At 39.8% G+C, this 26,395-nt stretch carries 16 protein-coding genes; 10 read left to right on the forward strand and 6 right to left on the reverse strand.

The genetic code is table 11. The features are described 5' to 3' along the window. The 4 genes from QZL88_RS01705 (at window position 1) to QZL88_RS01720 (ending at window position 5,966) form a co-directional block, all read left to right on the forward strand. Entirely contained in the window at window positions 1-1,299 is a 1,299-nt protein-coding gene (locus QZL88_RS01705) for a SpoIID/LytB domain-containing protein (protein ID WP_296938269.1), read from the forward strand. 43 nt (window positions 1,300-1,342) lie between these two features. Further along, window positions 1,343-3,202 carry an MFS transporter gene (locus QZL88_RS01710; RefSeq protein WP_296938270.1) on the forward strand — a complete coding sequence of 620 codons (1,860 nt, stop codon included), beginning with the start codon at window positions 1,343-1,345 and terminating at the stop codon, window positions 3,200-3,202. Window positions 3,203-3,332: 130 nt separating this feature from the next. Next, on the forward strand, window positions 3,333-4,568 hold the full coding sequence (locus QZL88_RS01715) for a DUF1343 domain-containing protein (RefSeq protein ID WP_296938271.1): 1,236 nt from the start codon (window positions 3,333-3,335) through the stop codon (window positions 4,566-4,568). Window positions 4,569-4,688: 120 nt separating this feature from the next. Then, the gene (locus tag QZL88_RS01720; protein ID WP_296938272.1) at window positions 4,689-5,966 is read left to right on the forward strand and encodes a DUF1080 domain-containing protein; all 1,278 of its coding nucleotides are present in this window, start codon (window positions 4,689-4,691) and stop codon (window positions 5,964-5,966) included. 111 nt (window positions 5,967-6,077) lie between these two features. On the opposite strand, the gene QZL88_RS01725 is transcribed toward QZL88_RS01720, so the two are convergent. Together QZL88_RS01725 and QZL88_RS01730 are read right to left on the reverse strand one after the other, a co-directional pair. Continuing rightward, window positions 6,078-6,899 carry an endonuclease VIII gene (locus QZL88_RS01725; protein WP_296938273.1) on the reverse strand — a complete coding sequence of 274 codons (822 nt, stop codon included), beginning with the start codon at window positions 6,897-6,899 and terminating at the stop codon, window positions 6,078-6,080. 29 nt (window positions 6,900-6,928) lie between these two features. Further along, a complete protein-coding gene (locus tag QZL88_RS01730) occupies window positions 6,929-9,301 on the reverse strand; it encodes a cation:proton antiporter (RefSeq protein ID WP_296938274.1) in 2,373 nt (790 codons plus the stop codon). 312 nt (window positions 9,302-9,613) lie between these two features. On the opposite strand from QZL88_RS01730, the gene QZL88_RS01735 reads away from it, so the two are divergent. Both QZL88_RS01735 and pheS read left to right on the forward strand, forming a co-directional pair. Continuing rightward, window positions 9,614-10,762 carry an OmpA family protein gene (locus tag QZL88_RS01735; protein ID WP_296938275.1) on the forward strand — a complete coding sequence of 383 codons (1,149 nt, stop codon included), beginning with the start codon at window positions 9,614-9,616 and terminating at the stop codon, window positions 10,760-10,762. A gap of 593 nt (window positions 10,763-11,355) precedes the next feature. Further along, on the forward strand, window positions 11,356-12,375 hold the full coding sequence (gene pheS, locus QZL88_RS01740) for a phenylalanine--tRNA ligase subunit alpha (protein ID WP_296938276.1): 1,020 nt from the start codon (window positions 11,356-11,358) through the stop codon (window positions 12,373-12,375). Window positions 12,376-12,465: 90 nt separating this feature from the next. On the opposite strand, the gene QZL88_RS01745 is transcribed toward pheS, so the two are convergent. The 3 genes from QZL88_RS01745 to QZL88_RS01755 all read right to left on the reverse strand — a co-directional run bounded on the left by QZL88_RS01745 (window position 12,466) and on the right by QZL88_RS01755 (window position 16,659). Next, on the reverse strand, window positions 12,466-14,370 hold the full coding sequence (locus tag QZL88_RS01745; RefSeq protein WP_296938277.1) for a DUF4139 domain-containing protein: 1,905 nt from the start codon (window positions 14,368-14,370) through the stop codon (window positions 12,466-12,468). A gap of 216 nt (window positions 14,371-14,586) precedes the next feature. Beyond that, a complete protein-coding gene (locus tag QZL88_RS01750) occupies window positions 14,587-16,065 on the reverse strand; it encodes a DUF3868 domain-containing protein (protein WP_296938278.1) in 1,479 nt (492 codons plus the stop codon). 12 nt (window positions 16,066-16,077) lie between these two features. Further along, complete coding sequence (locus tag QZL88_RS01755) at window positions 16,078-16,659, reverse strand: DUF3575 domain-containing protein (RefSeq protein WP_296938279.1); 582 nt, start codon at window positions 16,657-16,659, stop codon at window positions 16,078-16,080. 529 nt (window positions 16,660-17,188) lie between these two features. Here QZL88_RS01755 and QZL88_RS01760 point away from each other — a divergent pair. Both QZL88_RS01760 and QZL88_RS01765 read left to right on the forward strand, forming a co-directional pair. Beyond that, window positions 17,189-17,626: an Hsp20/alpha crystallin family protein gene (locus QZL88_RS01760; RefSeq protein ID WP_296938280.1), complete on the forward strand. Its 438-nt coding sequence runs from the start codon at window positions 17,189-17,191 to the stop codon at window positions 17,624-17,626. Between the two features lie 565 nt (window positions 17,627-18,191). Beyond that, window positions 18,192-20,603 (forward strand): carboxypeptidase-like regulatory domain-containing protein, encoded by a 2,412-nt coding sequence (locus QZL88_RS01765; protein WP_296938281.1) that lies wholly within the window; start codon window positions 18,192-18,194, stop codon window positions 20,601-20,603. A gap of 4 nt (window positions 20,604-20,607) precedes the next feature. Here QZL88_RS01765 and QZL88_RS01770 read toward each other — a convergent pair whose 3' ends face one another. Beyond that, window positions 20,608-21,495, reverse strand: coding sequence for a hypothetical protein (locus QZL88_RS01770; protein ID WP_194226163.1), 888 nt, complete (start codon window positions 21,493-21,495; stop codon window positions 20,608-20,610). Between the two features lie 176 nt (window positions 21,496-21,671). On the opposite strand from QZL88_RS01770, the gene QZL88_RS01775 reads away from it, so the two are divergent. Together QZL88_RS01775 and mfd are read left to right on the forward strand one after the other, a co-directional pair. Beyond that, window positions 21,672-22,820, forward strand: coding sequence for an iron-containing alcohol dehydrogenase (locus tag QZL88_RS01775; protein WP_296938282.1), 1,149 nt, complete (start codon window positions 21,672-21,674; stop codon window positions 22,818-22,820). Between the two features lie 147 nt (window positions 22,821-22,967). Further along, complete coding sequence (gene mfd, locus QZL88_RS01780; RefSeq protein WP_296944999.1) at window positions 22,968-26,294, forward strand: transcription-repair coupling factor; 3,327 nt, start codon at window positions 22,968-22,970, stop codon at window positions 26,292-26,294. The last annotated feature ends 101 nt before the right edge of the window (window positions 26,295-26,395 follow it).

Here is a 26,395-nt window from a genome sequence, read left to right on the forward strand (position 1 = left end):
ATGGAACCGGAAGTAAGTGTGGGCGTTTTGTGGAACAAGGAAATATCTTTCGTACTCGACAAGCAATATATTTGTCAGAAAAATGAAGTGACAGGCAAGCAATCCGTATCCTGCAAATACGGACTAATATCCTGGAACAATAGTTTTTATAGAGAATTACTCTTTATTCCTAATGATAACGAAGCATCATTCACGCTAAAAGAGGTAACTATCGGAATCAATTTTCACTGGGAGCGAAAAGAAGACCAGCGGTTTCAGGGTGCATTGAAACTGATAGTGGAAAACAATGAAATTACAGCCATCAATATAATCAAAATAGAAGATTATCTTACCAGCGTCATATCGTCCGAAATGAGTGCGACAGCTTCTTTGGAATTACTAAAAGCCCATGCAGTTATCTCTCGTAGCTGGCTATTAGCTCAGATAGAGAAGAACAAGGAAATAGTAGCAAATAAAGAAAAATATACTACTTTCACCGAAACCGGGGATGAAATTATTCGCTGGTACGACCGGGAAGACCACCTCAACTTTGATGTATGCGCGGACGACCATTGCCAGCGCTACCAGGGAATAACCCGTGCTTCTGCAAATATCGACACTGTCCGTCAGGCTATAAAAGAAACTCGGGGACAAGTATTAATGTCGGAAAATAAGATATGTGATGCCCGTTTCTCGAAATGCTGCGGTGGTGTTGTGGAAGAATTCCAGAATTGCTGGGAAGATATAAAATATCCTTATCTGGTAAAATTACGGGACAACGAAAACAATACGGATATTCCCGATCTCACCATCGAACAGGAGTCTGTAAAATGGATAGAATCACGTCCTGCTGCATTTTGTAATACACAGGATAAAAAAATATTAGGACAAGTATTGAATAATTATGACCAGGAAACGACAGACTTCTATCGTTGGCAAGTCACATATTCACAAGATGAAATATCAACCCTGATTCAGAAACGCTCCGGTATCGACTTCGGCACTATTTACGAACTCATCCCTATCGAAAGAGGAACTTCAGGCCGTCTGATAAAGCTGAAGATCGTAGGGTCTAAAAAGACAATGATTATAGGTAAAGAACTGGAGATACGCCGTATTTTGTCTACATCACATCTTTACAGTTCGGCTTTTATTGTAGATAAAACGGACAATAGTTTCACCCTCACAGGTGCAGGTTGGGGACATGGTGTAGGACTTTGCCAGATAGGAGCAGCGATGATGGGAGAAAAAGGATATTCTTATGATAAAATATTACTGCATTATTATGTGGGTGCAAGAATAGAGAAGAATTATAAATGAAAAACGAAGAGTGAAAAGTGAATAATACTCAAAACTCACCTTTATGAAAAACAACAAAAAATCGCCATGGGCATGGATTCCGACGCTATACTTAGCCGAAGGATTACCATATGTTGCAGTGCAAACGATATCCATCATTATGTACAAACGGATGGGGATATCGAATACCGACATAGCTTTATATACCAGCTGGTTATATCTGCCATGGGTAATAAAATTTTTGTGGAGTCCGTTTGTAGATTTGCTAAAGACAAAACGCTGGTGGATTGTAGCTATGCAACTGCTCATCGGTGCAGGATTTGCAGGTATTGCATTTACCATACCCGTTCCCTTCTTCTTTCAGGCTACACTGGCCATCTTTGCTCTGTTAGCGTTTAGTTCCGCGACACATGATATTGCTGCCGACGGTTTTTATATGTTGGGACTCGATACGAACCAGCAAGCCAAATATGTAGGTATCAGAAGTACTTTCTACCGTATAGCAACGGTATTCGGACAGGGAATACTTATTATACTTGCCGGCTTCCTCGAAAGCAGTACCGGTTGTGAACCCGTAAAGATAAATATAGATGCATCCCCACAGTATACCCAATCTACATTGTATATCCCTCAGATTCAGAATATCGCTCCTCAGGATGGCGAAATCCACTTTATTGTCCATAATGACAATCTGCGAATAGGTACACATGGCGTAAACAAAGACAGCCTGAAAATCTTTCTCGACAGCATATCCACCCTGAATCTGGATAATGGTTTTGTTATAAAAAACGTAGAAACAAAAAAGAATGATGACGGATGGTGGAAAACAAATGTCTCCAAACCTCTCGGTGGCTGGATAAAAGACACATTCGGAGAAAAAAGGTATGTAGCCAAATCGGAACATGTGGGTAATGTTGCAGTAGCAACTGTCACCTTATCTAAAGAACCGGAACATGGCAAAACGATGGTATTGAATACTACGATGAACAGAGGAGATAAAAGTATTGCACTCATAGAAGGTGACCGCTTATCTTTCAACGAAAATAACTGGGATAGGCCTGCATATATGGTATTTCAGGTCGACTCTAAGCTGGCAGCAAACAGTTCTGTGGAATATAAGGGATTATCGGGTAATATTCCATTTGCATGGTCTATAACATTCCTTGTTTTGGCGGGTCTGTTTGTCTTCTTTGGCTTCTATCATAAAGTAATGTTGCCCAAACCCGATTCGGATAAGCCGCACGCTCATGTAACTGCAAAATCAATATTTGAAGAGTTTGGCGTCACATTCGCCACTTTCTTCAAAAAGCCACAGGTATGGACGGCGATATTCTTCATGCTTACATTCCGCTTCTCGGAAGCACAGGTTATTAAACTTATCAATCCGTTTCTCCTCGACCCTAAAGATGTGGGAGGACTCGGACTTACGACTGGCGAAGTCGGATTAGTATACGGTACGGTAGGTATTATAGGGCTTACTCTCGGCGGCATAATCGGAGGATTTATTGCAGCGCGTGGCGGTCTCAAAAAATGGTTATGGCCTATGACACTAAGCATGCTGCTGACTATAGCAACATTTCTGTATCTTAGTTTCTCACAAACGGACAATCTGCTTGTAATCAATATATGTGTATTTATAGAGCAATTTGGTTACGGATTCGGATTCACCGCGTATATGCTTTATCTGATGTATTTCTCCGAAGGGAAGCATAAAACAGCACACTATGCGTTCTGTACAGGACTAATGGCCGCCGGCATGATGCTACCGGGTATGTTTGCGGGATGGCTGCAAGAGCAGTTGGGATACAATCACTTCTTTATCTGGGTGATGATATGCAGTATAATTCCGATTATCGCGGTATCCCTACTAAAAATAGACCCCGATTACGGAAAAGCTAAAAAAGAAACAGAAGAAACAAACTAATACGAAAACTGGGTTTTCCAAACCCGTGATGGGTGCTTGACAAGTAAAACGGCTTTTGGTGTTCCCTGCTATTTATAGAGCCGTTTTACTTTTATTCTCCGATTAAGTCATTAACTTTCAATTCTCTATTATGAAAAAAGTTATTATTATATTATCCATTCTCATTCTGATACCTATCCTGTCTTTTTCCCAAAAAATAAGGATAAAAACTGGCGTTGAAGTTCTGAAAGAGCAAAATTTTAAAATACTGGAAGGGAAACGTGTAGGTCTGATTACAAATCCTACAGGAGTCGATAACAATATGAAGTCTGTTATTGATGTACTCTTTGAGGCCCCGAATGTAAATCTGACAGCACTTTTTGCACCCGAACATGGAGTACGTGGCGACAGGCATGCCGGAGACTATGTAGAAACCGTCACCGATCCTAAAACCGGGCTTACGGTTTATTCCCTTCATGGTAAAACACGCAAAGCAACGCCTGATATGCTGAAAGATATCGATGTCCTTGTATATGACATACAGGATATAGGCAGCCGTTCGTTCACATACATCAGCACAATGGGGCTGGCAATGGAGGCAGCTGCAGAAAACAATATCGAATTTATCGTTCTCGACAGGCCAAACCCTCTGGGCGGGCAAAAGGTAGAAGGCTGCCTGGTAGAAGAGGGCTTTATATCATTCGTGAGCCAGTTCAAAATACCATATGTATACGGACTAACCTGCGGAGAACTGGCATTGCTGCTCAATGGCGAAAATATGCTAAAAGGCAAGTGCAAGTTACAGGTAGTGAAAATGAAAGGCTGGAAACGGAAAATGACATACGACCAAACAGGCCTGCAATGGATACCGTCATCGCCACATATACCCCAGCCGGTTTCTGCTATATTTTATCCGGTTTCGGGCATATTGGGCGAACTGGGATATATGTCTATCGGTGTGGGATATACCATCCCTTTCCAGATGTTTGCCACAGAATGGATCAACGCTGATGATCTGGCCGGTAACTTGAATCGCTTACGGCTACCCGGCGTACATTTCAGACCTATACACCTGAAACCTTTCTATTCGGTAGGACAAGGCAAGCTGTATCAAGGGGTACAGGTGCATATAATGGATTACCAAAAGGCAAAATTATCCGAAATCCAGTTCTACGTTATGCAGGAAGTAGCAAGACTGTATCCCGACAAAGCAGTGTTCAACAATGCAGACCAAAAACGTTTCAGGATGTTCGACCAGGTTGCGGGAAGTGATTATATCCGGTTGACCTTCGCAAAAAATAACAGTTTTGACGATATTAAAGATTTTTGGTATAAAGACACAGAGGTTTTCAAACGGCTATCAAAAAAGTATTATTTATACAAATAAAACAGACAGATATCAATATTTACATATCTTATATCGACAAACAATCTTTTATTTTATAGCATTTTTATTATCTTTGTTGAAATAGTTAATTATTTTATTTAATACCAAAGCCCTAATTTAATGAAACCAAAAATCAAAAACTTTGTTGCATCATGCGCTATCTTGTCCATAGCATTGACTTCCTGCAACAGTGCACAACCCGAGAACACTTTATCGGAAAAGGAAAAAGCCGAAGGATGGCAATTGCTATTTGACGGAAAAACAATGGCCGGATGGAAAGATTACAACGGTACAACTCTTACGCAGCCGTGGCACGTCGTAGAAGGTTGTATCCAGGCCAAAGGCGATGGCAGTGATGCGAGCGGTTATATTGTAACTGATAAGCAATACGAAAACTTCGAACTTTCGTGGGACTGGAAACTATCGAAAGGTGGCAATAGCGGTATGCTGTACCATGTGGTAGAACGCCCTCAATATAGTGTACCTTATGTTACAGGCCCCGAATACCAATTGATAGATGCTCCTAATTTTCCCGATAAGCTGGAAGACTGGCAAAATATGGGTGCAGACTATGCGATGCATATTCCTGATACCACACTGATGAAAGTAAACCCGCAGGGAGAATGGAACAATTCTAAAATTGTATTCGATAATGGCCATGTTGAACATTGGCTCAATGGTGTAAAAATACTTGAATTTGAGGCATGGACCGATGACTGGTATGCGCGTAAAAACAGCGGCAAATGGCATAATGCACCGGAATACGGACTGGCTAAAAAAGGTGTGCTATGCCTGCAGGATCACGGATATCCGGCATCGTTCCGCAATATCAAGATAAAAGAGCTTCCCCGCAAGACAAAAGAGGTGACACTATTTAATGGTACAGACCTTACAGGATGGGATGTATACGGAACCGAAAAATGGTATGTAAAAGATGGACTACTGGTATGCGAAAGTGGCCCCGACAAACAATACGGCTACTTAGCCACACGCGAATATTATGATGATTTCGACCTGACTGTAGAATTTAAGCAGGAAGCCGACGGAAACTCCGGTGTATTTATCCGTTCCTTTATAGAAAAGGACGTGAAAGTAAACGGATGGCAGGTGGAAGTAGCACCTAAAGGTCATGGTACAGGGGGTATCTATGAATCTTACGGACGCGGATGGATCATAGAAGCTCCAAAAGAAAAAGATAATGTGCTGAAAGTCGGAGACTGGAATACAATGCGCATTCTGGTTCAGGGAGATAAAGTTACTACCTGGCTCAACGGAGAAGAAATAGTAAATCTCGTGGACGAAAAAATCGGACAGGGACAAGGCCGTATCGCACTCCAAATACACGATGGTGGAGGAATTAAAGTATTGTGGCGCAATCTGAAGCTGAAAACACTATAATAAAAAACACTACTTTTTCTGCAATAGCTTCTCATATTGTACCATATACTAAGAAGGGTTACCCGCAACAGGTAACCCTTTGATTTACTCATAAGTATGGAATAATATTTATTATTTCTGGCAAGATGGACAATAATACACTGTACCACCCATATATGCTTCTTTCACGATTTCTCCTCCACAATTAGGACAAGGTCGCTTATATGTATTTTTGGAGAGAAGGCATTTATAGCCGCCAAAATTGCCATAGAAGTCCTTTTCGGTATCGCGTCCTCCTTTATCGGTCATGCTTTGCAATGTAACCTTCAGGCAATGAAACAGGTCTCCCCTTTCAAAATCGGAAATAGTTGATATTTTTCGCTTCGGATGAAGCCCTGCCTTGAACAGTATATCCTGCAATACGCCATTGCCCAGCCCCGGTATGCGTTGTTCGGTAGCCAGCAGGGCTTTTACTGATATATCTTTTTTCACGCTGCTGAATATGCTATCGAAATACTGCCTGTCAAACTTATCTGCCAGAGGAGAAATACTATTGAGGCTGTTGCGATGATAAAAGTTATCCATTTCTCCTTTATATGCATAGATGGCGCCATACATAGACACAGTGAAAGCCATAAAACTTTTATCGTCGAACTCTATCAATAACTGATGCTTGACGGGATGACTTTCGATAGAAGGATAGTATTTCAGATTTGTACCATCACCAATAGAAATTTTCACATCTTCGTCGCAAAGTATATCCAAGTAAGCACCGTGCCCCCTTACCACCTCAATCTCTCGTCCGACTAATAAATCGGGATACAAGAGTGGATCACCATTATACCATGTAAATTTATGCGGACTGGTAGCCTGCACAACCCTTGCGATCCGCTTCCCTGCCAGAATTGTTTCGGCCTGACGGCTGATTGTATTTGATTCGGGTATCTCAATCATGATTTTTAGAACTTGAAGATTAAAATCCTTTATGGTATCAATGGGATTAGATCACCAATGTTTTCTTCAAAAGAATTCAGTTTCTCCTTCTCGCCGGCGAGCCATATGATATCCCCTTCTTCAAACATAAAGTTAGGAGTAAACTGTATAATAGATTCATCATTACGGTCTATACCGATAACCATACATTCGGTTTTCTCACGTATAGCAGCATTAGCTATAGTCTTACCTATGAGCGGAGAATCCGGCTCCACAAGGTATTGTGACAAGCTTACATGATGTTGAGCTTCTTCTTCCATTTGCGAGGCCTGTTCCCGCTTGTCGTGTAGATATTGAGCCAGAGTCTGCATCTCTTCATCGGAACCTGAAACTACAAGCTTATCGAAAGGATAGAGACGCTCATTCCCATCCGGAATGTTTATCTTTTTACTTCCACGTATTATTGTTACAATATTCACGCCTGTCTTTTGCCTGAAATTAAGCTCACGCAATGTCTTTCCTATACTAGGAGACGATTGGGAGATTTCAAATTCCTCGATATGTATACTTTTCGAACGCAGGTCATTCGCTACTGTAGGTAGAAATGCTGCCTTTTTCTCATCGTATTTTTGCTTCAGATTCAGATTCTCAAGGAAACGAGCCTCTATTTTTCGCGACTGCTTCTTGAATCCCTGAGAAAATACAATCAATGTAACTACAGCCAGAGATATTATCACCATCAGTATTGTCAGTCTCGGGAACAATGGGATCAGAACCATCAGTACCAATGCAACACATATAATGATGCGGAAAGCAATAAGAGAAATTAATGCACCTCTATTGAAACGGTTGTCTCTCCAAAGATTCTTGAACTCTTCCGAACGGTTTTTCTTCATCATGATAGCACGCAGGAATGGAGCCATCAATGTAAGTGTAATCGCCGCCGCCAATATATTTCCCCAGATACTACCCGGTACATATTCAACGATATAAGGATTTATAAAATTCTGGAATACAAGAAGTATTGCAATAGAAATAGTGGTATAGATAGCAACTAATTTGAGTATGCTTTGGAGTAATTTCTTCCAGTCGTTTTGTTTATTAACGGTATTATAACTTGACATACCATATCCCTCTATCAGTTTATCCCATTTCTTAGGGATGCGTTTTTCGAGCCAGTTATAAGCAGGTTCAGCTCCCTTGATACAATACGGGGTTGTAAATGTAGTTATCACCGATACGGCAACAATGATAGGGTAAAGCGTTTCGGTAATAACCCCCAGTCCCATTCCCAGAGAAGCAATAATGAATGAAAACTCACCGATCTGAGCCAGACTGAAACCCGATTGCAAGGCCACCTTCAGGCCTTCCCCGGATGCCAATACTCCGACTGTGGCAAAAATAGTACGTCCGATAAGAATAACCAATGTCAGTATCAGAATAAGCACGGCATATTCTCCGATTACAGCCGGATCTATCATCATACCTACCGATACAAAGAAAACTGCTCCAAACAGGTTCTTCAGAGGTTCGATAAGATGTTCTATATGTTTAGACTCAATTGTTTCGGCTAAAATTGATCCCATAATAAATGCACCCAAGGCCGCAGAGAAACCAACACTAGTTGCAAACAGTACCATGCCCAAACAAAGACCGATAGCAACAATAAGCAATGTTTCGTCATTCAGGTATTTTTTCAGTTTCTTCAGCATTGTAGGTATCATATAAATACCCACTACAAACCATATAAGCATAAAGAAGACCAGTTTAACCACACTATTTGCGACTTCACCACTCTCGAAATGCTGGCTGGAAGCAAATGTGGTAAGCAATACCATCATTACAATAGCTGCAATATCTTCTACAATCAGCATCCCGAATACTATGCCTGCAAATTTTTTCTTTTGCAGCCCCATATCGTTAAATGCCTTTATTATAATAGTAGTGGAAGACATGGACAACATACATCCGAGATAAATACTATCCATTGAGGTCCAGTCATCGATAAGGTTGACAATAAATAGCTCACCTGCCAGATAACCGATTATTATCATCGATCCCAAATTGATGAGCGTAGCTATCGAGGCCTTCCCCCCTACATCTATCAGTTTCTTGAAACTGAATTCCAACCCAAGTGCAAATAGAAGGAATATAACCCCTATTTCGGCCCAAATGCTAACATTAGCCATATCCGATATTTCCGGCAATACCTTAAACACATCGGCAACCTGTCCTTCGGGGATGTCTGTTACTTTTACGACCAGGTCTTCTATGAATTTTTTGAAATGAAGACTCGCAATGAATCCTGCAACAATATACCCGAGCACGACGGGTTGTTTCAACCATTTAAATACAATGGTTACAAACCCGGCTGTAATAAGTATTATAGCCAAGTCACTTATAAAATCTGGAAGATGCGCCATATATTTATAATAATCTATTTTTTGTGTATATTTCCTCTGTTCCTAGAAAGGACATTGCCAACAGATGTTTTTGGCATTTAAAAGTAGCAAAAAAAAATGATTTTAGAAATAAAAAATCAAATTGTCACTAAAATTTATCAATTTGCCTCTTTTTTCAGCATCTTTTCTCTTTGCTGTCAACTAGGCATTTAGCCTATTGATTTCATATTTATTAATTAACAAATTATTTTGTTAACAATTTATTCTACTTTTGTATTTGAACAATGTGATATTCACATTCGTTTAAATGAGATAGTAACAAAATTTTAGAAAATGAAAAAGGTTCTTTTAACTATCGCAGCAGTTGCTATATCTGCAGCTCCTGCACTGGCACAAGAAAAAGCCATTGTTCCGTCAAAATTTGGCGATAATTGGTTTCTACAATTACAAGGCGGCGCATCCTACACAATCAGTGAGTATCAAAAAGATGCATCTTTCGGAGATCTTGTAACTCCATATGCGGCTGTATCCCTTGGTAAATATTTTTCACCTAAAACAGGTGCACGTCTACAAGTTGGCGGATGGGAATCCAAAAACTATTATAAATTGAATAATACAGATGGTACATACAAATCGAAGTATTTCCAAATCAATGCTGACGGATTACTTAACCTTACCAATTTGGTACTTCCTTACAAAGAAGACAGGGTGTTTAATCTGATAGGTTTTGCCGGTCTTGGTTATGTACATGTATTCAAAGATTCTGAAAATGGTATCCATACTGTAAATAGTATTGTACCGCGTGCAGGTTTGCAAGCAGATTTCCGTGTAAGCGAAATAGCAAGTATCAATCTGGAAGTTGCAGGTAACCTTATGCGTGACGATTTTAACGGTCGTGAGCAAGGTTCACACTACGATGGAACAGTTAATGCATTACTGGGAGTTTCTTTCAAATTATCGAAAGGCGGCTTCAAAATTGTAGATGCTGCAGACCCTGCAGAACTACAACGTTTGAATAACCAAATAAATGATCAGAGAGCTTTACTTGGTAACAAAGATTCTGAAATCAGCAGGCTGAAAACAGAGTTGGCTAACAAGCCTGAACCTCAGGTAATAGTACAGGAAACTAAAGAAATTAAAGAACAGACTGAAGTATTGATGAATGCTGTTGTGGTATTCCGCATTGGTAGCGCTAAACTTGAGCAAAACCAGGATATCAATATCTTCAATGCTGCCCGCTATCTGAAAGACAATCCTAATGTGAACGTGGTAGTTACAGGTTATGCTGATAAGAGCACCGGTACAGCTGCAATCAACCAAAGACTGTCTGAACAACGTGCTGAAGCAGTCGCTAAAGTACTGATCGACAAATACGATATTGCTCCTAGCCGTATTACAACAAAAGCCAGTGGCGACAAAGAACAATTGTTCCCTACCGACCAATGGAATCGCGTAGTCGTGTTTACAGCTGTAACTAAATAAGAATATAATACAGTATTATATGAAAAGGATGTCTTTCGAGACATCCTTTTTTATTTGGTCAGGTCAAGAACTTTAAGAGTATATCTATAAAAATATATCATGAAAGCCGAACAGCATTTAATTTCTTCTGAAAAGTTTATCTATGTAATTAGAGCCGATAACCCTTAGCTGTTAGCTTACAGTTCTTTGAAATATTGGAATAAGTGGTAATTTTAAGTATCTGAGATACGAGTAGACAAGACACGAGATACAGGTTGTTAACTTATGGCTGTTCACTGATAACCGGTATATGTGTTACCTTTGTTACCTTTTAACTAGATACTGTTAATTAATGTGAATATTACAGGTGAAAAAATAATGAAAAAGTGTCAGAAGTGTCAGGTTTTAACAATCCATAGTTAATAGATATAAATATGGCTGTAAATATAAGTAATGACCTGAATTTTGTGCCTTAGCGTCTTTGCGAGAGAATACTGTTAACTGAAACGTGGCCTATTTCGTGAGTTTGCCTTAAAAATGCAATGCATCTATCGGATATAAAGAAAGAAAAATGTATTTTTGTACTCGTTTCTTAGAAAATACGAAAACTAGATATGATTGACAAAATTAACCAGCTGTTGTCTGAAATAGATAACCTGAAAGCCGCTAAGGCAGAGGAAATAGAAGCTCTGCGCATTAAGTATCTGAGTAAGAAAGGTGAAGTTTCAATGTTGATGAACGATTTTCGCAACGTTGCTGCCGAGCAGAAACGTGAGGTAGGAATGAGACTCAACGAGCTGAAAGAAAAAGCGCAGGAGAAAATCAACCAGTTGAAAGATTCACTCGAAAACTCACATACAGGCGATTCTTCTATAGACCTTACCCGGACTGCGGCTCCAATAGCATTGGGTACGCGTCATCCCTTGTCGATTGTTAAGAAAGAAATCTGCGATATATTCCGCCGTCTCGGATTTTCTATTGCCGAAGGACCGGAAATAGAGGATGACTGGCATGTATTCTCATCGCTCAATTTTGCAGAAGACCATCCGGCACGTGACATGCAAGACACTTTCTTCATTGCACGCAGCCCCGAAATAGTGCTCCGTACGCATACATCATCCGTACAAACACGTGTGATGGAGAAACAACAACCTCCTATCCGTATTATCTGTCCCGGACGTGTATATCGCAACGAGGCTATTTCATACCGCGCACATTGTTTCTTCCATCAGGTAGAAGCTCTTTATATTGACAAAAATGTGTCATTTGCCGATCTTAAACAAGCATTATTGTTTTTTGCTAAAGAAATGTTCGGCGCAGATACTAAAATTCGCCTGCGTCCGTCTTACTTCCCTTTCACAGAGCCTAGTGCAGAAATGGATATATCATGTAATATCTGTGGAGGCAAAGGTTGTCCGTTCTGCAAACATACAGGCTGGGTAGAAATATTAGGTTGTGGTATGGTAGACCCGAATGTATTGGAAAACTGCGGCATTGACAGCAAAGTATATACCGGTTATGCCTTAGGAATGGGTATAGAACGTATTACCAATCTCAAATACAGGGTAAAAGACCTACGCATGTTCTCTGAAAATGACAAACGTTTCTTAGAACAGTTCGAAAGCGCACATTGATTATAATTATTCAATCTTCTTAAAATAAAAAGCCATCTCGTTGTATTGAGATGGCTTTTCATTTGTAGCATTTCTTTTATAGTTAAGTAATTATTCTATTGTCAGATTTCGGTCTTTGGGATACTTCACTTTATATTTAAGTTCCAGTTCTTTTTTTGCTGACGGGTTCAATTCCATTTTCCACTTTATCTCTCCTGTATCGGTATTCAAGTCGCCTCCCGATAGATTTTCGGCATTAACTTCTATCTCTGTAGTGGTGGATACGGGTATCTGGTCAAGTATAACAAAATTGATGGGCTGGCTCTTGTTATTCCTTACACTAATCTTCCAAGCCCGTGTATCTTCCTTCTTTGAACCTAAAAATTTCTTCGTGTTAAAATCCTTTACCTTATCGCGGCTGACCAGAATGTTCTTGTCGCGTCCAAGGGATATACTTAAAGTATCCGAGACATAACGTGTATCAAGTATCGTTTTACCTATATAGGTATTCTCGAAGAAAATATTGGCTTCACCCTCCAGTAAGTTATACTTTTCCCAGTCGGTAATATTTGCAAGAAGGAATGCATCCTTATTAATTTTAGGGATTGCGAAATATTCATAATCGGCAGGCAGTTCATAACGATCTACCTCTACAATCGTATTTTTATTGTCCGATTTAATTGTATAAGGTATCTTGATTTCGAATTCAACCGCTGTCTGGTTTTCCACCTGAGCAGTCGGCATTGCCACATCTTTTCTTTCAAATGCAGGAGCGGCGGCAGGAGCGGATTTTGATTTCTGAACCTGAACTCCTGCCACAGCACCTGCAAGTTCCTTCTTCACTGTTCCATAACCAACGACCACTACCTCCTCCAACATTTTGGAATCTTCCTGCATATATATATGCATACTTGACCCTGTGATAGGTAGCGTCTGCGACACCATGCCTACAAATGAGAATACTAATTCTTTGCCATTTTGAGGAATTGCAAGCGAAAAACGTCCGTCAAGATCTGTTACCGTACCTATAGTCGTACCTTTCACTACGACAGTTACTCCGACAAGCGGCTCACCCGAATTTTCAAGCACAACACCGCTTACCTGATTATTATCGATCCGAGTATCATAACGCGGAGGAGCTGTATAATAATTCAGAAAATATGTTTTAAGCTTAGGCGCTATATTTCCCTGATTCGGATCGGCCGACGATATTTTCAATTTCACATCCTTCCATTCTTCTTGTGTATTCTGATGTATATTGGCCTTATATATCAGTTGTATCGGTTTATCTATACTGATCGCGCGCACGTCATATGTGGGATACCAGCCAGCATTTTTCACATAATACATAAGTTCCAGATTAGCTCTGGTATTTTTTTTGCAATCTACTTCGACCACAACTTCTCCTATAGGTGTACATTTAGTAGTGTTTCCATCTTGTTTACCCTCACTGAGAATTGCTCTTTTTTCGGCTTCCAACGCTTTGATGCGATTAGATATTTCAAGGTCTTTTACTTTCAGTGCGGTCATGCGTTCCCTGTAGTAATTTGCCGTTTCCTTTAATGTCAACAGGCTAATACCTGTATTGGTACCGCCGATTTTCTTATTTTCTTCCAAAAATTTCAGTTCATCCTGAATTACCGTTTTGGAAATTTGCTCCGAAGCTAGTCTATCGTCTATATCCTTTACCTGCTGATTAGCCGTCTTGGATACAACTGGCTTCTTTAAACTATCGAGAAAGCTCGATTGATGATTTACAGATACCACCATCACTTCACCATCCATTTTGACCTGTACGCTTTTAGCGTCAATGTAGGGCGAAAGATTTGTAAACCTTATTTTGGTCTTGCCGGGCAGTAAGTCGATAGTTTTCTTTCTTGAGACCTGTGCCCCATTTATAAAAACTGTAGCTTCAGATACATCCGTTTTCAGGACTATCTCCTTTTGCTCTTGTGCAGTAAGGGTTAAAATAGATAAAAGCAGTACCAGGATTAGCAAAAGTAAATGTTTCAGCATAATATATAGATTTTAGTTAGTAATCTTACATTAAAGCAAGCGCTAGCGAAAATAGGTAAAGATTAATAAATGCTGAAATTTTTCCTGATTAAAATATATTATTATCCTAATAGAAAAAATAGAACCCTTATTACTCAAAAAAAAATGAAGCAGGATTCGAACTTACAATCCGAATCCTGTCTTACTATTGATAACTAATTTAAAAAACTAACCTGATTATTTAATCTGAGCTTCATTTTCTATTTTCTTTTCTACTTCTTTTAAATTATATTTTGCGGCTTCTATCCCATCTCCGGCAGCCTTGGTAAACTGAGCTTTTGCCTTATCCAGATCGCCACTCAAAAGATACAATACACCTATATTATTCACATATTCCGCTGAACTTGCATTCGACTTCCTCAGATACTTCTCTGCATTGGTAAGGTTATTTGCCGACAGAGCTGCAGCCGCAGCATTCAGATTAGCAACTTCATCGTTAGGGAACATCCTTACAGCAGTCTCAAATACATCTATGAAATCGTCACTACCTGCCTGATAAGAATTTGCAATACGAAACATTTCTTCGAGGCTCAACTGTTGCGGCCGTGTTTTTATTATTTCTTTCGCTTCAGCAACATCAAATCCTTTTACATTATAGAAAGCATGAGACTCGACCTTACGCAATTTAGGATATATTTCTTTCAGCATTTGCTGATAAGGTTCTCCATTATTCAGACTTTTCAGCTTGTTTTTGCGGGTTGCCAGATCACCAGTATTTTTTATTATATCTATCACAGCGTCTTTATCCTTCATATTCGAGGACTCAACAGCAGCAAGCAATCCGGTCCAATTTTCCCCACCATATTCCACTTTATACATATCAGCAGGATAATCGAGTTTCGATGTCAGATACGCTTTAAATGATTCAGCTCTGCCTTGCGACAATTTTTCATTATTTGCCAGGAGGCCTTCCGGCGAAGCATAACCTATAATATTAATACGTGTAACTGTCAAATTATTATCAGCTTTCACAGCCTTGAGCATTTTCTCTATCTTAGATAGCTCAACAGGGTTTCCCATATAATCGGACAATATATTAGTTTTATTTACCGGAAAGTCCAAATATGTTTCCCACTGCTCTTTACGCAATTTCACATCTTCTACTTTAGGTTGTATATAAGCCAACTGAGGTACCATTATATATGGAGTAACCAGCAAGGGTGGTACATTTTCTATTATCCGTTCTACGGCTACCTCCTGCTCATGTCCCCCACATCCGCAAAGGTCTTCTTTTATATCCAGATGAGCTGTATCCATCCACTTTTCGTAAGGGATTGTTTGTTTGTAATGCAATTGGCCTTTCGACTTCTTATCCAATTTTACTACACTATACGACGCCTTATTTACATTTTGATCACCTCCCAACGCCTGTGACCTTAAATACGCTTTGTGGCGTGCAGTACCATTTATTAATATATCCGGCAATTCCATGTCATGGCTGCCATTAGTCAATATGGGAGTTAGGGTTAGAGAACGGCTCTTATCCAGCTTCAAATCTGACATATCCACTATCATATGTACATACAGAAAATCACCTTCGCGGGTCATTTCTCTTGAAGCGATATTTATTTGTCCTTTATAGATCTGTTGCGCCATAAGGGGCATAGCCAATACAGACAACAATACAATTATGCTGATATTTAATATCTTTTTCATTCCTTTTTACTTTTACTTGATCACGTAAATTATACTTAAGCCGGCTTTTGTCGGGCCCCAGTAATCTCTCGTATCATCTTTTATTTTTGTCCCACACTTTTCGCACTTATATTTTTCGTAATCCAGATGAGCGTAACCAACACCAATAGTAGCCTCTATACTCCAATGATTACTCAAAATCCAATGGTATCCGTACGAGATACCGCCCCCCCAGAGGTTGCCCTCATAGCGATGTTCTTTTAGACCTAACTGTTTAATACCACCTACGTTATACTCACCATAGTGTCCATGTAAACCAAAAAAATGGCCATTGAAGCGTTCGCAAGGCCAATATCTCAATTCGGGCTGAACAAGCCAATGTTTCAGTTTTTTATCATCAGAAAACGTCCACGGATTATAATTACCGGATATATCTAATGTAAATTTGGTGGACAAACCGAATTCAACGCCCAGATTTGGAGTCGTTGTAGCCCAGTACAAGGCATTTGTCTTCAAAGCAAAGGTGGGTAAATAAGCTTGCTTCCGTTCCTCTTGGGCATGCACTACATTCACAAATGCAAGAACAATGCATGTTAAAAAAAATCGTTTAATCATTATTGTGCTTTTTTCTCTAAAAAAATTTGTCGTAATCTGCAAAATGGACTTGAAATAGAGGCTCTCAAATAAGCCGTATTCCTTGTTTGTATATAAACAATAATTAAAACCGAAAAGTTTTGAGCAACATCCGTTTTGCATATATTAACCTTACAGAATTAAGATGTAATGAAAGCCAGCAAACGGATATAAATATTGGATAAAAAGACCTGATAAGGAAAGACAAATGAAAAGGTAATACAATTACTTTTACATAAGAAAGAGTAAGCCTTACAATTCTCTTTCTCCATTAGCATCAACAAAAAAATGTCATTATGACATGCAAAGTAAAACAACCAACAGATCCAAACCATAAATTAAAACATACACAATAAAGAAGTTATCATCGATGATCAAACTTTTAAAATATTTTAGCATTGAACAAAACTGCCATTAAGTCACTTTTGCATACTTTTTGCAATATAGTTTACAGATACAAATATGTATAACATAAAGATTAAACTAAAATAAATTTAAGGAGGACTAGATTATGAGAAATCAACTTAGAAGGTACGACAGAAGCGGAAGTTTTTTCCCTACATTCTTTTCTAATTATATCAATGATGAAGTGTTGAATGGCTTGGGAAATACATACCTTCCGGCCACAAATGTTTCGGAAAACGAAAAGGCTTTCAACATTGAATTATCTGTTCCGGGATTTGACAAAGAAGACATCAAAATAGAAGTAGAAAAAGATGTGCTTAAAATTTCGGCTCAGAATGAAATGAAAAATGAAGAAAAAGACGAAAATGAAAAAGTACTTCGCCGTGAATTCAAGAAATCTTCTTTCACTCGTAGTTTCACTATTCCGGAAAATATAGACACTGATAATATTTCTGCCGTACAAAAAGATGGAATTCTGCAAATTACACTACCTAAACAGAATAAAGCTATCGAAGACAAAATAAAAAAGATAGAAATACAATAACTACATAGGTTTTAATTTAGGTTTTTAGGTGAATCAAAAGGGTTGCTCCATTAGGGAGTGACCTTTTTTGATTTTCATGCAATGAGTTTCTGCCTCTTCTTCTCAAAAAGTAACAAACGTAACACATATTATATCTGCCCTTCCTCAGAAAGGAGTTGCAATACTCTCTCATACGATAAACCTAAAAAAGTAACACCTTCCTGCATAACGGATAACTTATATTTAATAATCAATATATCAAAGACCGACTAAATTTAACCTATATTCACAATGTCTAGTTAAAAGGTAACAGAAGTAACGGAAAACAATGAATAATTAAGAATGAATAATTAAGAATGAATAATTAAGAATTATTTTGCAATGCTAAGTGGTACGAATCTCCTTCATTAAAAGGTAACAAAAGTAACAGGTTTATCGGCTATTCCTTTTACCCTCTCATCAAACATAAAAACAGCACGGATATTCGCTAATACCCGTAGATATAGATAAATATAATCTGTAATAATTATTTGTTCTCCGGAAATATATCCATAAATTTGTTATTTATAAAACCAAACGCTAAACAATGGCTAAAAAACAATTCCTGTTATTACTCTTTTTAATTTCGGTTTCTTCCTATGCACAGAAAGTAAAAATTGCAGGAATAGTTACAGATAAAGATTTTCGTCCGTTGGAACAGGTGTCCGTATCGCAACCGAACACAAGCAATGGTGTATATACAAATAATTACGGGTTCTACGAACTGGAAGTGTTTCCCGAAGATTCCGTCAAACTTATTTTCTCTCTGATCGGTTACCAAAAACACCTCTATGTTATACCCAAGTTGGCAGAAGATTTCAGTCTGAGTGTTACACTGCACGAAGAAGATAGGAGCCTGGCTCCTGTTACAGTGGAAGGTGAACGCATGGTTACGACCGTAATTGGACGAATCGACTATATAGCTGCCAGGCGCCCTTCAAACCCGTGGAATAGTATAGAGTCCCTCCTGGCCACTATGGGAGGAGTAAGCTCTACAAATGAACTGAGTAACCAATATTCGGTACGTGGAGGAAACTTTGATGAAAACATCGTCTATGTAAACGGCATAGAGATATATCGCCCCCTGCTCGTACGGTCGGCACAGCAAGAAGGCCTTAGCTTTATCAATCCCAATATGGTACAGACGGTCGGATTTTCTGCCGGAGGCTTCAGCGCCGAGTATGGAGATAAGATGTCGTCGGTACTGGATATTACCTATAAAAGGCCGCAGCGATTCGAAGGCGCTGTTTCGGCAGGACTGCTCGGTGGAGAGATATATGTAGGCAATTCCTCCGAAAAATTTTCACAGGTTACCAGCGTCAGGTATAAGACATTGCGCTCCCTGTTGAGCACTACTGATACAAAAGCCGAGTATGACCCTTCTTTTCTCGATTTTCAGACATATATCACCTATAAGCTGGGTTCTAAATGGGAAGCCGGTTTCTTAGGAAATTATTCCTATAATAAATATGAATTTACACCCGAAACACGCGAAACATCATTTGGTACATTAACGTCTCCCCGCACATTTACAGTTCATTTCAATGGATGGGAAAATGACAGGTTCCTTACTTATCAGGGAGCACTGACTTTAAGAGGCAAGGTCACAGACAATCTGAATATAGGGTTTACAGCTTCCGCTTTTTCGTCCGACGAACAGGAACGATACGACATAGACGGACGCTATCTTTTACAGGAGTCAAGTCTGACAGGCGATGATGAAAATATCGGGTCACAACTGGCTATAGGCACCTACCATGAACATGCGCGCAATAAGTTGAAGTCGGATGTGTATACTTTCACTCATTCCGGCAATCTGAAGATAGACCGGAACATGCTGAAATGGAGTATCAGCTACCAAAAAGAAAAAATAAACGATAAGATAAAGGAATGGGAAATGCGCGACTCGGCAGGCTACTCCCTACCGAGTACCGGAACCGATGTAAATGTATTTTCGAACCTGAAATCGGATAATAAAATCAGCCCTACCCGTATTTCGGGATATATACAAGATACCTACAATTTCAGTACAGATGCAGGCTTATTCATACTCAATGCAGGTGTGCGTGCCAGCTACTGGGCTTTCAATGAAGAGCTGATTGTAAGTCCGCGTGGAGCATTGGCTTTTGTGCCGACAGGGCTGGATAATCTTTCGTTGCGGGTAGCGGGAGGAGTGTATTACCAGGCTCCTTTTTATAAAGAATTTCAGCGCATTGTTAATGTAGATGGTAATAATGTCACAGAGCTGAATAAAGACATTAAGTCACAGAAGTCAATACATATCGTACTGGGTGCCGATTATTACTTCGGACGGGATATACAGAAGAATATTCCTCCGTTCAAATTATCAGGTGAAGTATATTACAAGAAATTGTCCGATCTTGTACCATATACCGTCAACAATGTAAAGATAAGATACACTGGAGAGAACTCCTCCAAAGGTTATTCTATGGGGGCAGACGTAAAATTATATGGCGAATTTATCCCCGGGGCGGATAGTTGGATAAGCCTGTCGTTCATGAAGACCGAACAGGATATAAACGGAATAAAAGTACCTCTGCCTACCGACCAGCGATTCAATTTCGCTCTCTTCTATCAGGACTATTTCCCAGGATATGAACGTTTAAAAATGAGCCTGCGCGGTCTATGGTCGCAAGGGTTACCTGTATCTGCGCCATACAAAGGGTACGAAACCGGATATTTCCGTACGCCGAATTATAAACGTATCGACATCGGATTCTCATGGCTGATACTCGGAGAAGACTTTGCGATCCGCAACAGAAATTCATTCTGCAAAGCCTTTAAAAACATATGGTTGGGACTGGATGCATTTAACATCTTCGACATGCAGAATACAAATACTTACTATTGGATAACTGATGTGAATAACCAGCATCATGCCGTACCTAATTATCTAACGGGAAGACAACTGAATATGAGATTACTGGCAGAATTTTAAGAGTTTACTCCATTTCTATGGAACATTCGTTTATTACAGTAATATCGCCATTGGTGACTACCTTTTGCATAATACTGTAAATAACCCAGCCCGAATCATGAAGGGCTGAATGAGTAGTGGTTTCATTCTCAAATTGCATATTCCGTACTGCTTCCATATCAAAACTTTTACCAACCGATTCCGATAGCTTCTTTAAATACTCGAGTGTAGCCACCGTCAGTTGTTCTTTATCTATGCTTTGCACCGATTTCAGCAAATATTCTTCATCCGACATTATCTCTTCCAGTCCGAAATAAGTATTGGCTGTGAAGGGCTTAGAACCCAATACATTCGGCACCTCAATTTCACCCTCCATATAATCACCTAACTTATATGTAACGCCATGAAACATATGATATTGAATAATTTCGTTCACTCCTACCGACTCGATTGCTTCTTTAGTTGAGAAAGTAGATGTTATTTCTTTTTCCAACTTACCCAGTGATTCATCACTCGTTTCACCTTTTTTTAAACCTTGCAGAATGCTGTTCGTTGTCCTGTTTACAAAATCCCTTATTTCTTCCCAGTTCAGAACTTCCTCAAATTCGCCCAGTTCATTTGTTTTATATATTACTTTCAGATCTTTATTAGCATTATTCTTATAAAGCCACTGTATGGTATAGGAATTTGCCGTAGAGTCCAGCACCGATAACTCTACATTATAAACTACAGAATCTGAAGATATTATTTCTTCATTTTTCAATTGGGTCTTCTTGTTGATAACCTTATAATTGTGAGTCTCCCCTTTATCCCAGTAAGCAATGACCTGCACTGTAGAATCCTCCGGATTGATTTGTCCGAAAATAGCGGCACTGCTGAGTAACAGAAATATTAAAACCGTAAGTTTTTTCATCCTTCTATTTTTTTGATGGATAAAAGTAAATAAAAAGATTGGGCTTATTCCTTCTGAAAAAATATATTGTGTCGGTGCTCTTCATTTAGACTATTTTTTAACAACTTTAATAATTAATGCATATACATATTCTATCAAATGATATACCTTTGCTCCAGTTACAAAAAGATACAATTATGAACAACTTCGCTTATGCAAATCCCGTCAAAATCATATTCGGGAAAGATACAATCAAGGAAATAACAAACGAAATACCGCAAAGTAGCAAAGTATTGATAACTTACGGTGGTGGCAGTATCAAAAAGAACGGAGTATACGACCAGACAGTGAAAGCCCTCGAAGGCTTTGAATGGTACGAATTCGCAGGAATAGAGCCCAATCCGCATTATGAGACTTGCATGAAAGCTGTAGAGTTTATCAAGGAAAAAGGGATAACTTTCCTTCTGTCCGTTGGTGGAGGCTCGGTACTGGATGCTACTAAATTTATCGCGGCAGCAGCCCTTTTCGAGGGCAACGAACCGTGGGATATCCTGTCGAAAGGCAGCGAAATAAAAAAAGCGATGCCATTTGCCGATATTATCACTTTACCGGCCACAGGTTCGGAAATGAACAATGGAGGTGTTATTACCCGTGTATCCACAGAGGAAAAACTCGCCTTTTCTTCCGACTTCACTTATCCGTTATTTTCTGTACTCGACCCTACAGTAACATTCAGTCTGCCTGTACGTCAGGTAGGGAACGGCGTTGTAGATGCATTTGTACATGTGATGGAGCAATATCTCACATATAGCGAGAGTAATTCCCTGCTGCAGGATAATATGGCCGAAGCCATCGTTAAAACACTGGTAGAAGAAGGTCCGAAAGCGTTGAGCGATCCCCATAATTATGATGTACGCGCAAATCTGATGTGGGCTTCGACATGGGCGCTCAACGGATGGATAAACTGCGGTGTGCCTCAGGACTGGGCTACACATATGATAGGCCATGAGATTACAGCATTCTACGGCTTAGACCATGCGCAAACATTAGCGATCGTATTGCCGGGAGTAATGACCGTGCTGAAAGAACAGAAGTCGAAGAAAATAATCCGTCTTGGCCGCGAAGTATTCGGCATACAAGGTGACGGAGCTATAGAGAAGACAATAAAAGCTGTAGAGAATTTCTTTGAAACAATGGGTGTTAAAACACATTTGTCTGACTATAACCTCGGTAACGAAGCCGTGGAAAAGGTAAGTAAACGGCTTGCCGAACGTGGCTGGAAGTTAGGCGAATGTCATAATATAACAGCCGATACAATAAAAGAGATACTTACATTGAGAAAATAATATTCTATTTTATTTAATAGAAAGAGTGAGGACTATGATTCTCACTCTTTTGTTATTGACAGACCAATCAGAATTAAGCTTTGGTATAGAATTTGTAGTATGTTTTTTACTACTTTTGTATCCCGAAGATTAAATAAGTTTACTACATTGAAATTAGCTGCTTTACAAGAGGTTTTCGAGTCTCATAAAAACATATCTGCTGTTGTTAATATTTTGCCGAAGCATAAAAGCCTCTATGCAAAAGGACTACAAGGCTCATCGGCTGCGATGTTTGCAGCAGCCGTCTACCACAAAACGGACGATTGTTTCCTGTATATCCTGAACGACCTGGAAAGTGCAGGCTATTTTTATCACGACCTGATACAGATACTGGATACGGATAAAGTACTATTCTTCCCGTCAGCATATAAACGTGCCATCAAATACGGACAAATAGATACTGCAAACGAAATACTCCGTACCGAAGTGATGGGTAAATTACAGACAGACAACAAGCATCTGATCATAATTACATATCCGGAAGCGCTCGCTGAGAAAGTTGTTGCAAAAAGTATTCTGGAAAAGAATACAATACACATCAATGTTAACGAAGAAGTAGACCGCGGCTTTGTATCAGAGATGCTGGATAGCTTCGGGTTCGAATATGTAGACTATGTTTACGAACCCGGGCAATACGCTATTAGAGGGAGTATTCTCGATGTATTCTCTTTTTCTTATGAATTCCCGTACCGTATCGACTTTTTCGGCGATGAAGTGAGCACAATACGCACATTCGATATAGAGACACAATTGTCGAAAGAGCGTTTGCAACAGATACAGATTATACCTGATATGCAAAAATCCGATCTGGACAGGGACTCATTATTAAAACTGATTCCTAAAGACAGCATAATCGGATTCAAAGACTTTGCATGGGCTGAAGAAAAAATAGAATCTGTCTACAATGACTCTGCAATTCTCGACAATCCCGAATATGAAAAAGACATACAGATTAAATTATCCAACAGGGAAGAATATGCAAACCTGATAAACGGATTCAGGCATATTCATTTCGGAGCAAGAGCAGGAGGTATACCCGAAGCAACAATAGAGTTTGAAACAAACCTGCAACCACCCTTCCATAAAAACTTTGACCTGATAAGTGAGACTTTCCATAAAAATATAGAGAAAGGCTTCAGAATATACATTCTGAGCGACAGTGAAAAGCAACATAAACGCCTGCAATCTATCTTCGAAGACAGGGGCGACAATATTACCTTCATACCGGTAGAAAGGACATTATCGGAAGGGTTCAGTGACGAAACATTGAAGATATGCTGTTTTACCGACCACCAGTTATTCGACCGCTATCATAAATATAACCTGAAATCGGACAGGGTGCGTTCCGGTAAGTTTGCCCTATCACTCAAAGAATTACAACAATTTCAGATAGGCGACTACATTGTTCATATCGACCACGGTGTAGGACAATTCGGCGGGCTTGTCCGCTCCGATATGAACGGGAAGATGCAGGAGCTTATCAAGCTGATATATCTCAACAACGATTCCATCTTTGTATCCCTGCATGCCCTTCATAAAATATCCAAATACAGAGGCAAAGAAGGCGAACCGCCTCGCATCAATAAACTGGGAACCGGCGCTTGGAACAAGATAAAGGAAAAGACCAAAAGCAAAGTAAAAGATATTGCCCGCGACCTGATTCAATTATATGCTAAACGACGTCAGGAAGAAGGATTCAAGTTTTCTCCCGATTCATTCTTACAGCATGAATTGGAAGCATCCTTTATCTATGAGGATACTCCCGATCAGGTGAAAGCAACGGCCGACGTAAAACAGGATATGGAAAACAGTAAACCTATGGACCGGCTCATATGCGGAGATGTAGGTTTCGGCAAAACGGAAGTGGCTATCCGGGGGGCTTTTAAGGCTGTATCAGACAACAAACAAGTAGCTGTGCTAGTACCCACTACCGTACTGGCGTATCAGCATTACCAGACATTCAGGGAACGGCTGAAGGATTTTCCGTGCCGTGTAGAATACATCAGCCGTGCTCGCAGTGCAAACCAGATAAAAGAAACTCTGAACGATCTGAAGGAGGGTAAGGTAGATGTACTGATAGGGACTCACCGCATAGTGAGTAAGGACATACAGTTTAAAGACCTTGGATTACTGATAATAGACGAGGAACAAAAATTCGGAGTAGCGGTAAAAGAAAAGCTGAAACAGATGAAATCGAATGTGGATACACTCACGATGACAGCCACTCCTATACCACGCACATTACAGTTCTCTTTGATGGGTGCACGGGATTTATCTGCTATCACTACCCCACCGCCAAATCGCTACCCTATACAGACCGAAGTGCATACATTCGATCCGCATATCATACGCGAAGCCATAGAATTTGAAATGAGCCGCAACGGTCAGGTATTTTTTATCAACAATCGTATAAAAAACATTTACGAACTGGAGGATATTATCCGGCGTGAGGTTCCTGATGCACGTGTAGTAGTCGGTCACGGACAAATGGACCCTGCCAAACTGGAATCGGTAATTATAGATTTCGTAAACCATGAATATGACGTATTGATCGCCACATCCATCATAGAATCGGGAATAGACATACCGAATGCAAATACAATCATCGTAAACAATGCACAGAACTTCGGGTTGAGCGATTTACACCAGCTTCGCGGACGTGTGGGGCGAAGCAATAAGAAGGCTTTTGCATACCTCCTTGCTCCTCCCCTCCATACATTGACACCCGAAGCCAGAAGGCGTTTGCAGGCAATAGAAAATTTTTCCGAGCTTGGTCACGGATTCCATATAGCCATGCAGGATTTGGATATACGGGGTGCAGGAAACCTACTCGGAGCAGAGCAAAGCGGATTTATCGCCGATTTAGGATATGAAGTATATCAAAAAATATTGACAGAAGCGGTTAACGAACTGAAGAATGACGAATTTGCTGACATCTACCATGAAACCGATGGCGATGAAAAAATAGCCGGAGATAACTTTGTGGACGACGTACAGATAGAAAGCGATCTGGAATTACTTTTCCCTGCCACATATATACCAAACGATTCGGAACGCATCACGCTTTATCGTGAACTGGATAATATGGAACGCGAAACAGATGTGCAAAACTTCATATTACGGCTCGAAGACCGCTTCGGTAAAATACCGCCCGAAGGTCGCGAACTAATCATGGTTGTTCGTTTACGAATACTGGCAAAAACACTCGGTATAGAAAAGGTGGTACTGAAAGGCGGACGTATGAGCCTGTTCCTTATCTCCAATCCGGAGTCACCCTACTATCAGTCGAAAGCCTTTGATAAACTACTGGATTATATACAGAAATATCCGCGCAGTTGCGAGCTGAAAGAACGTAACGGTAAACGCTCGGTAAGTATTCAGCATATTCCGAATGTAGAGACGGCTTGTATGGCCTTGATGGAGATAATAGGTTAAAATGTGTAGGTATATTAAAAAGACGAATGCGTACATCTAAAATGAATAATTATTCTACATTTATTTAGAAAAAATAGTAATATCTTGCAGTTCTAAATTTT

Origin of the sequence: uncultured Dysgonomonas sp. (genome assembly GCF_900079725.1) — a bacterium.
Lineage (GTDB): Bacteria > Bacteroidota > Bacteroidia > Bacteroidales > Dysgonomonadaceae > Dysgonomonas.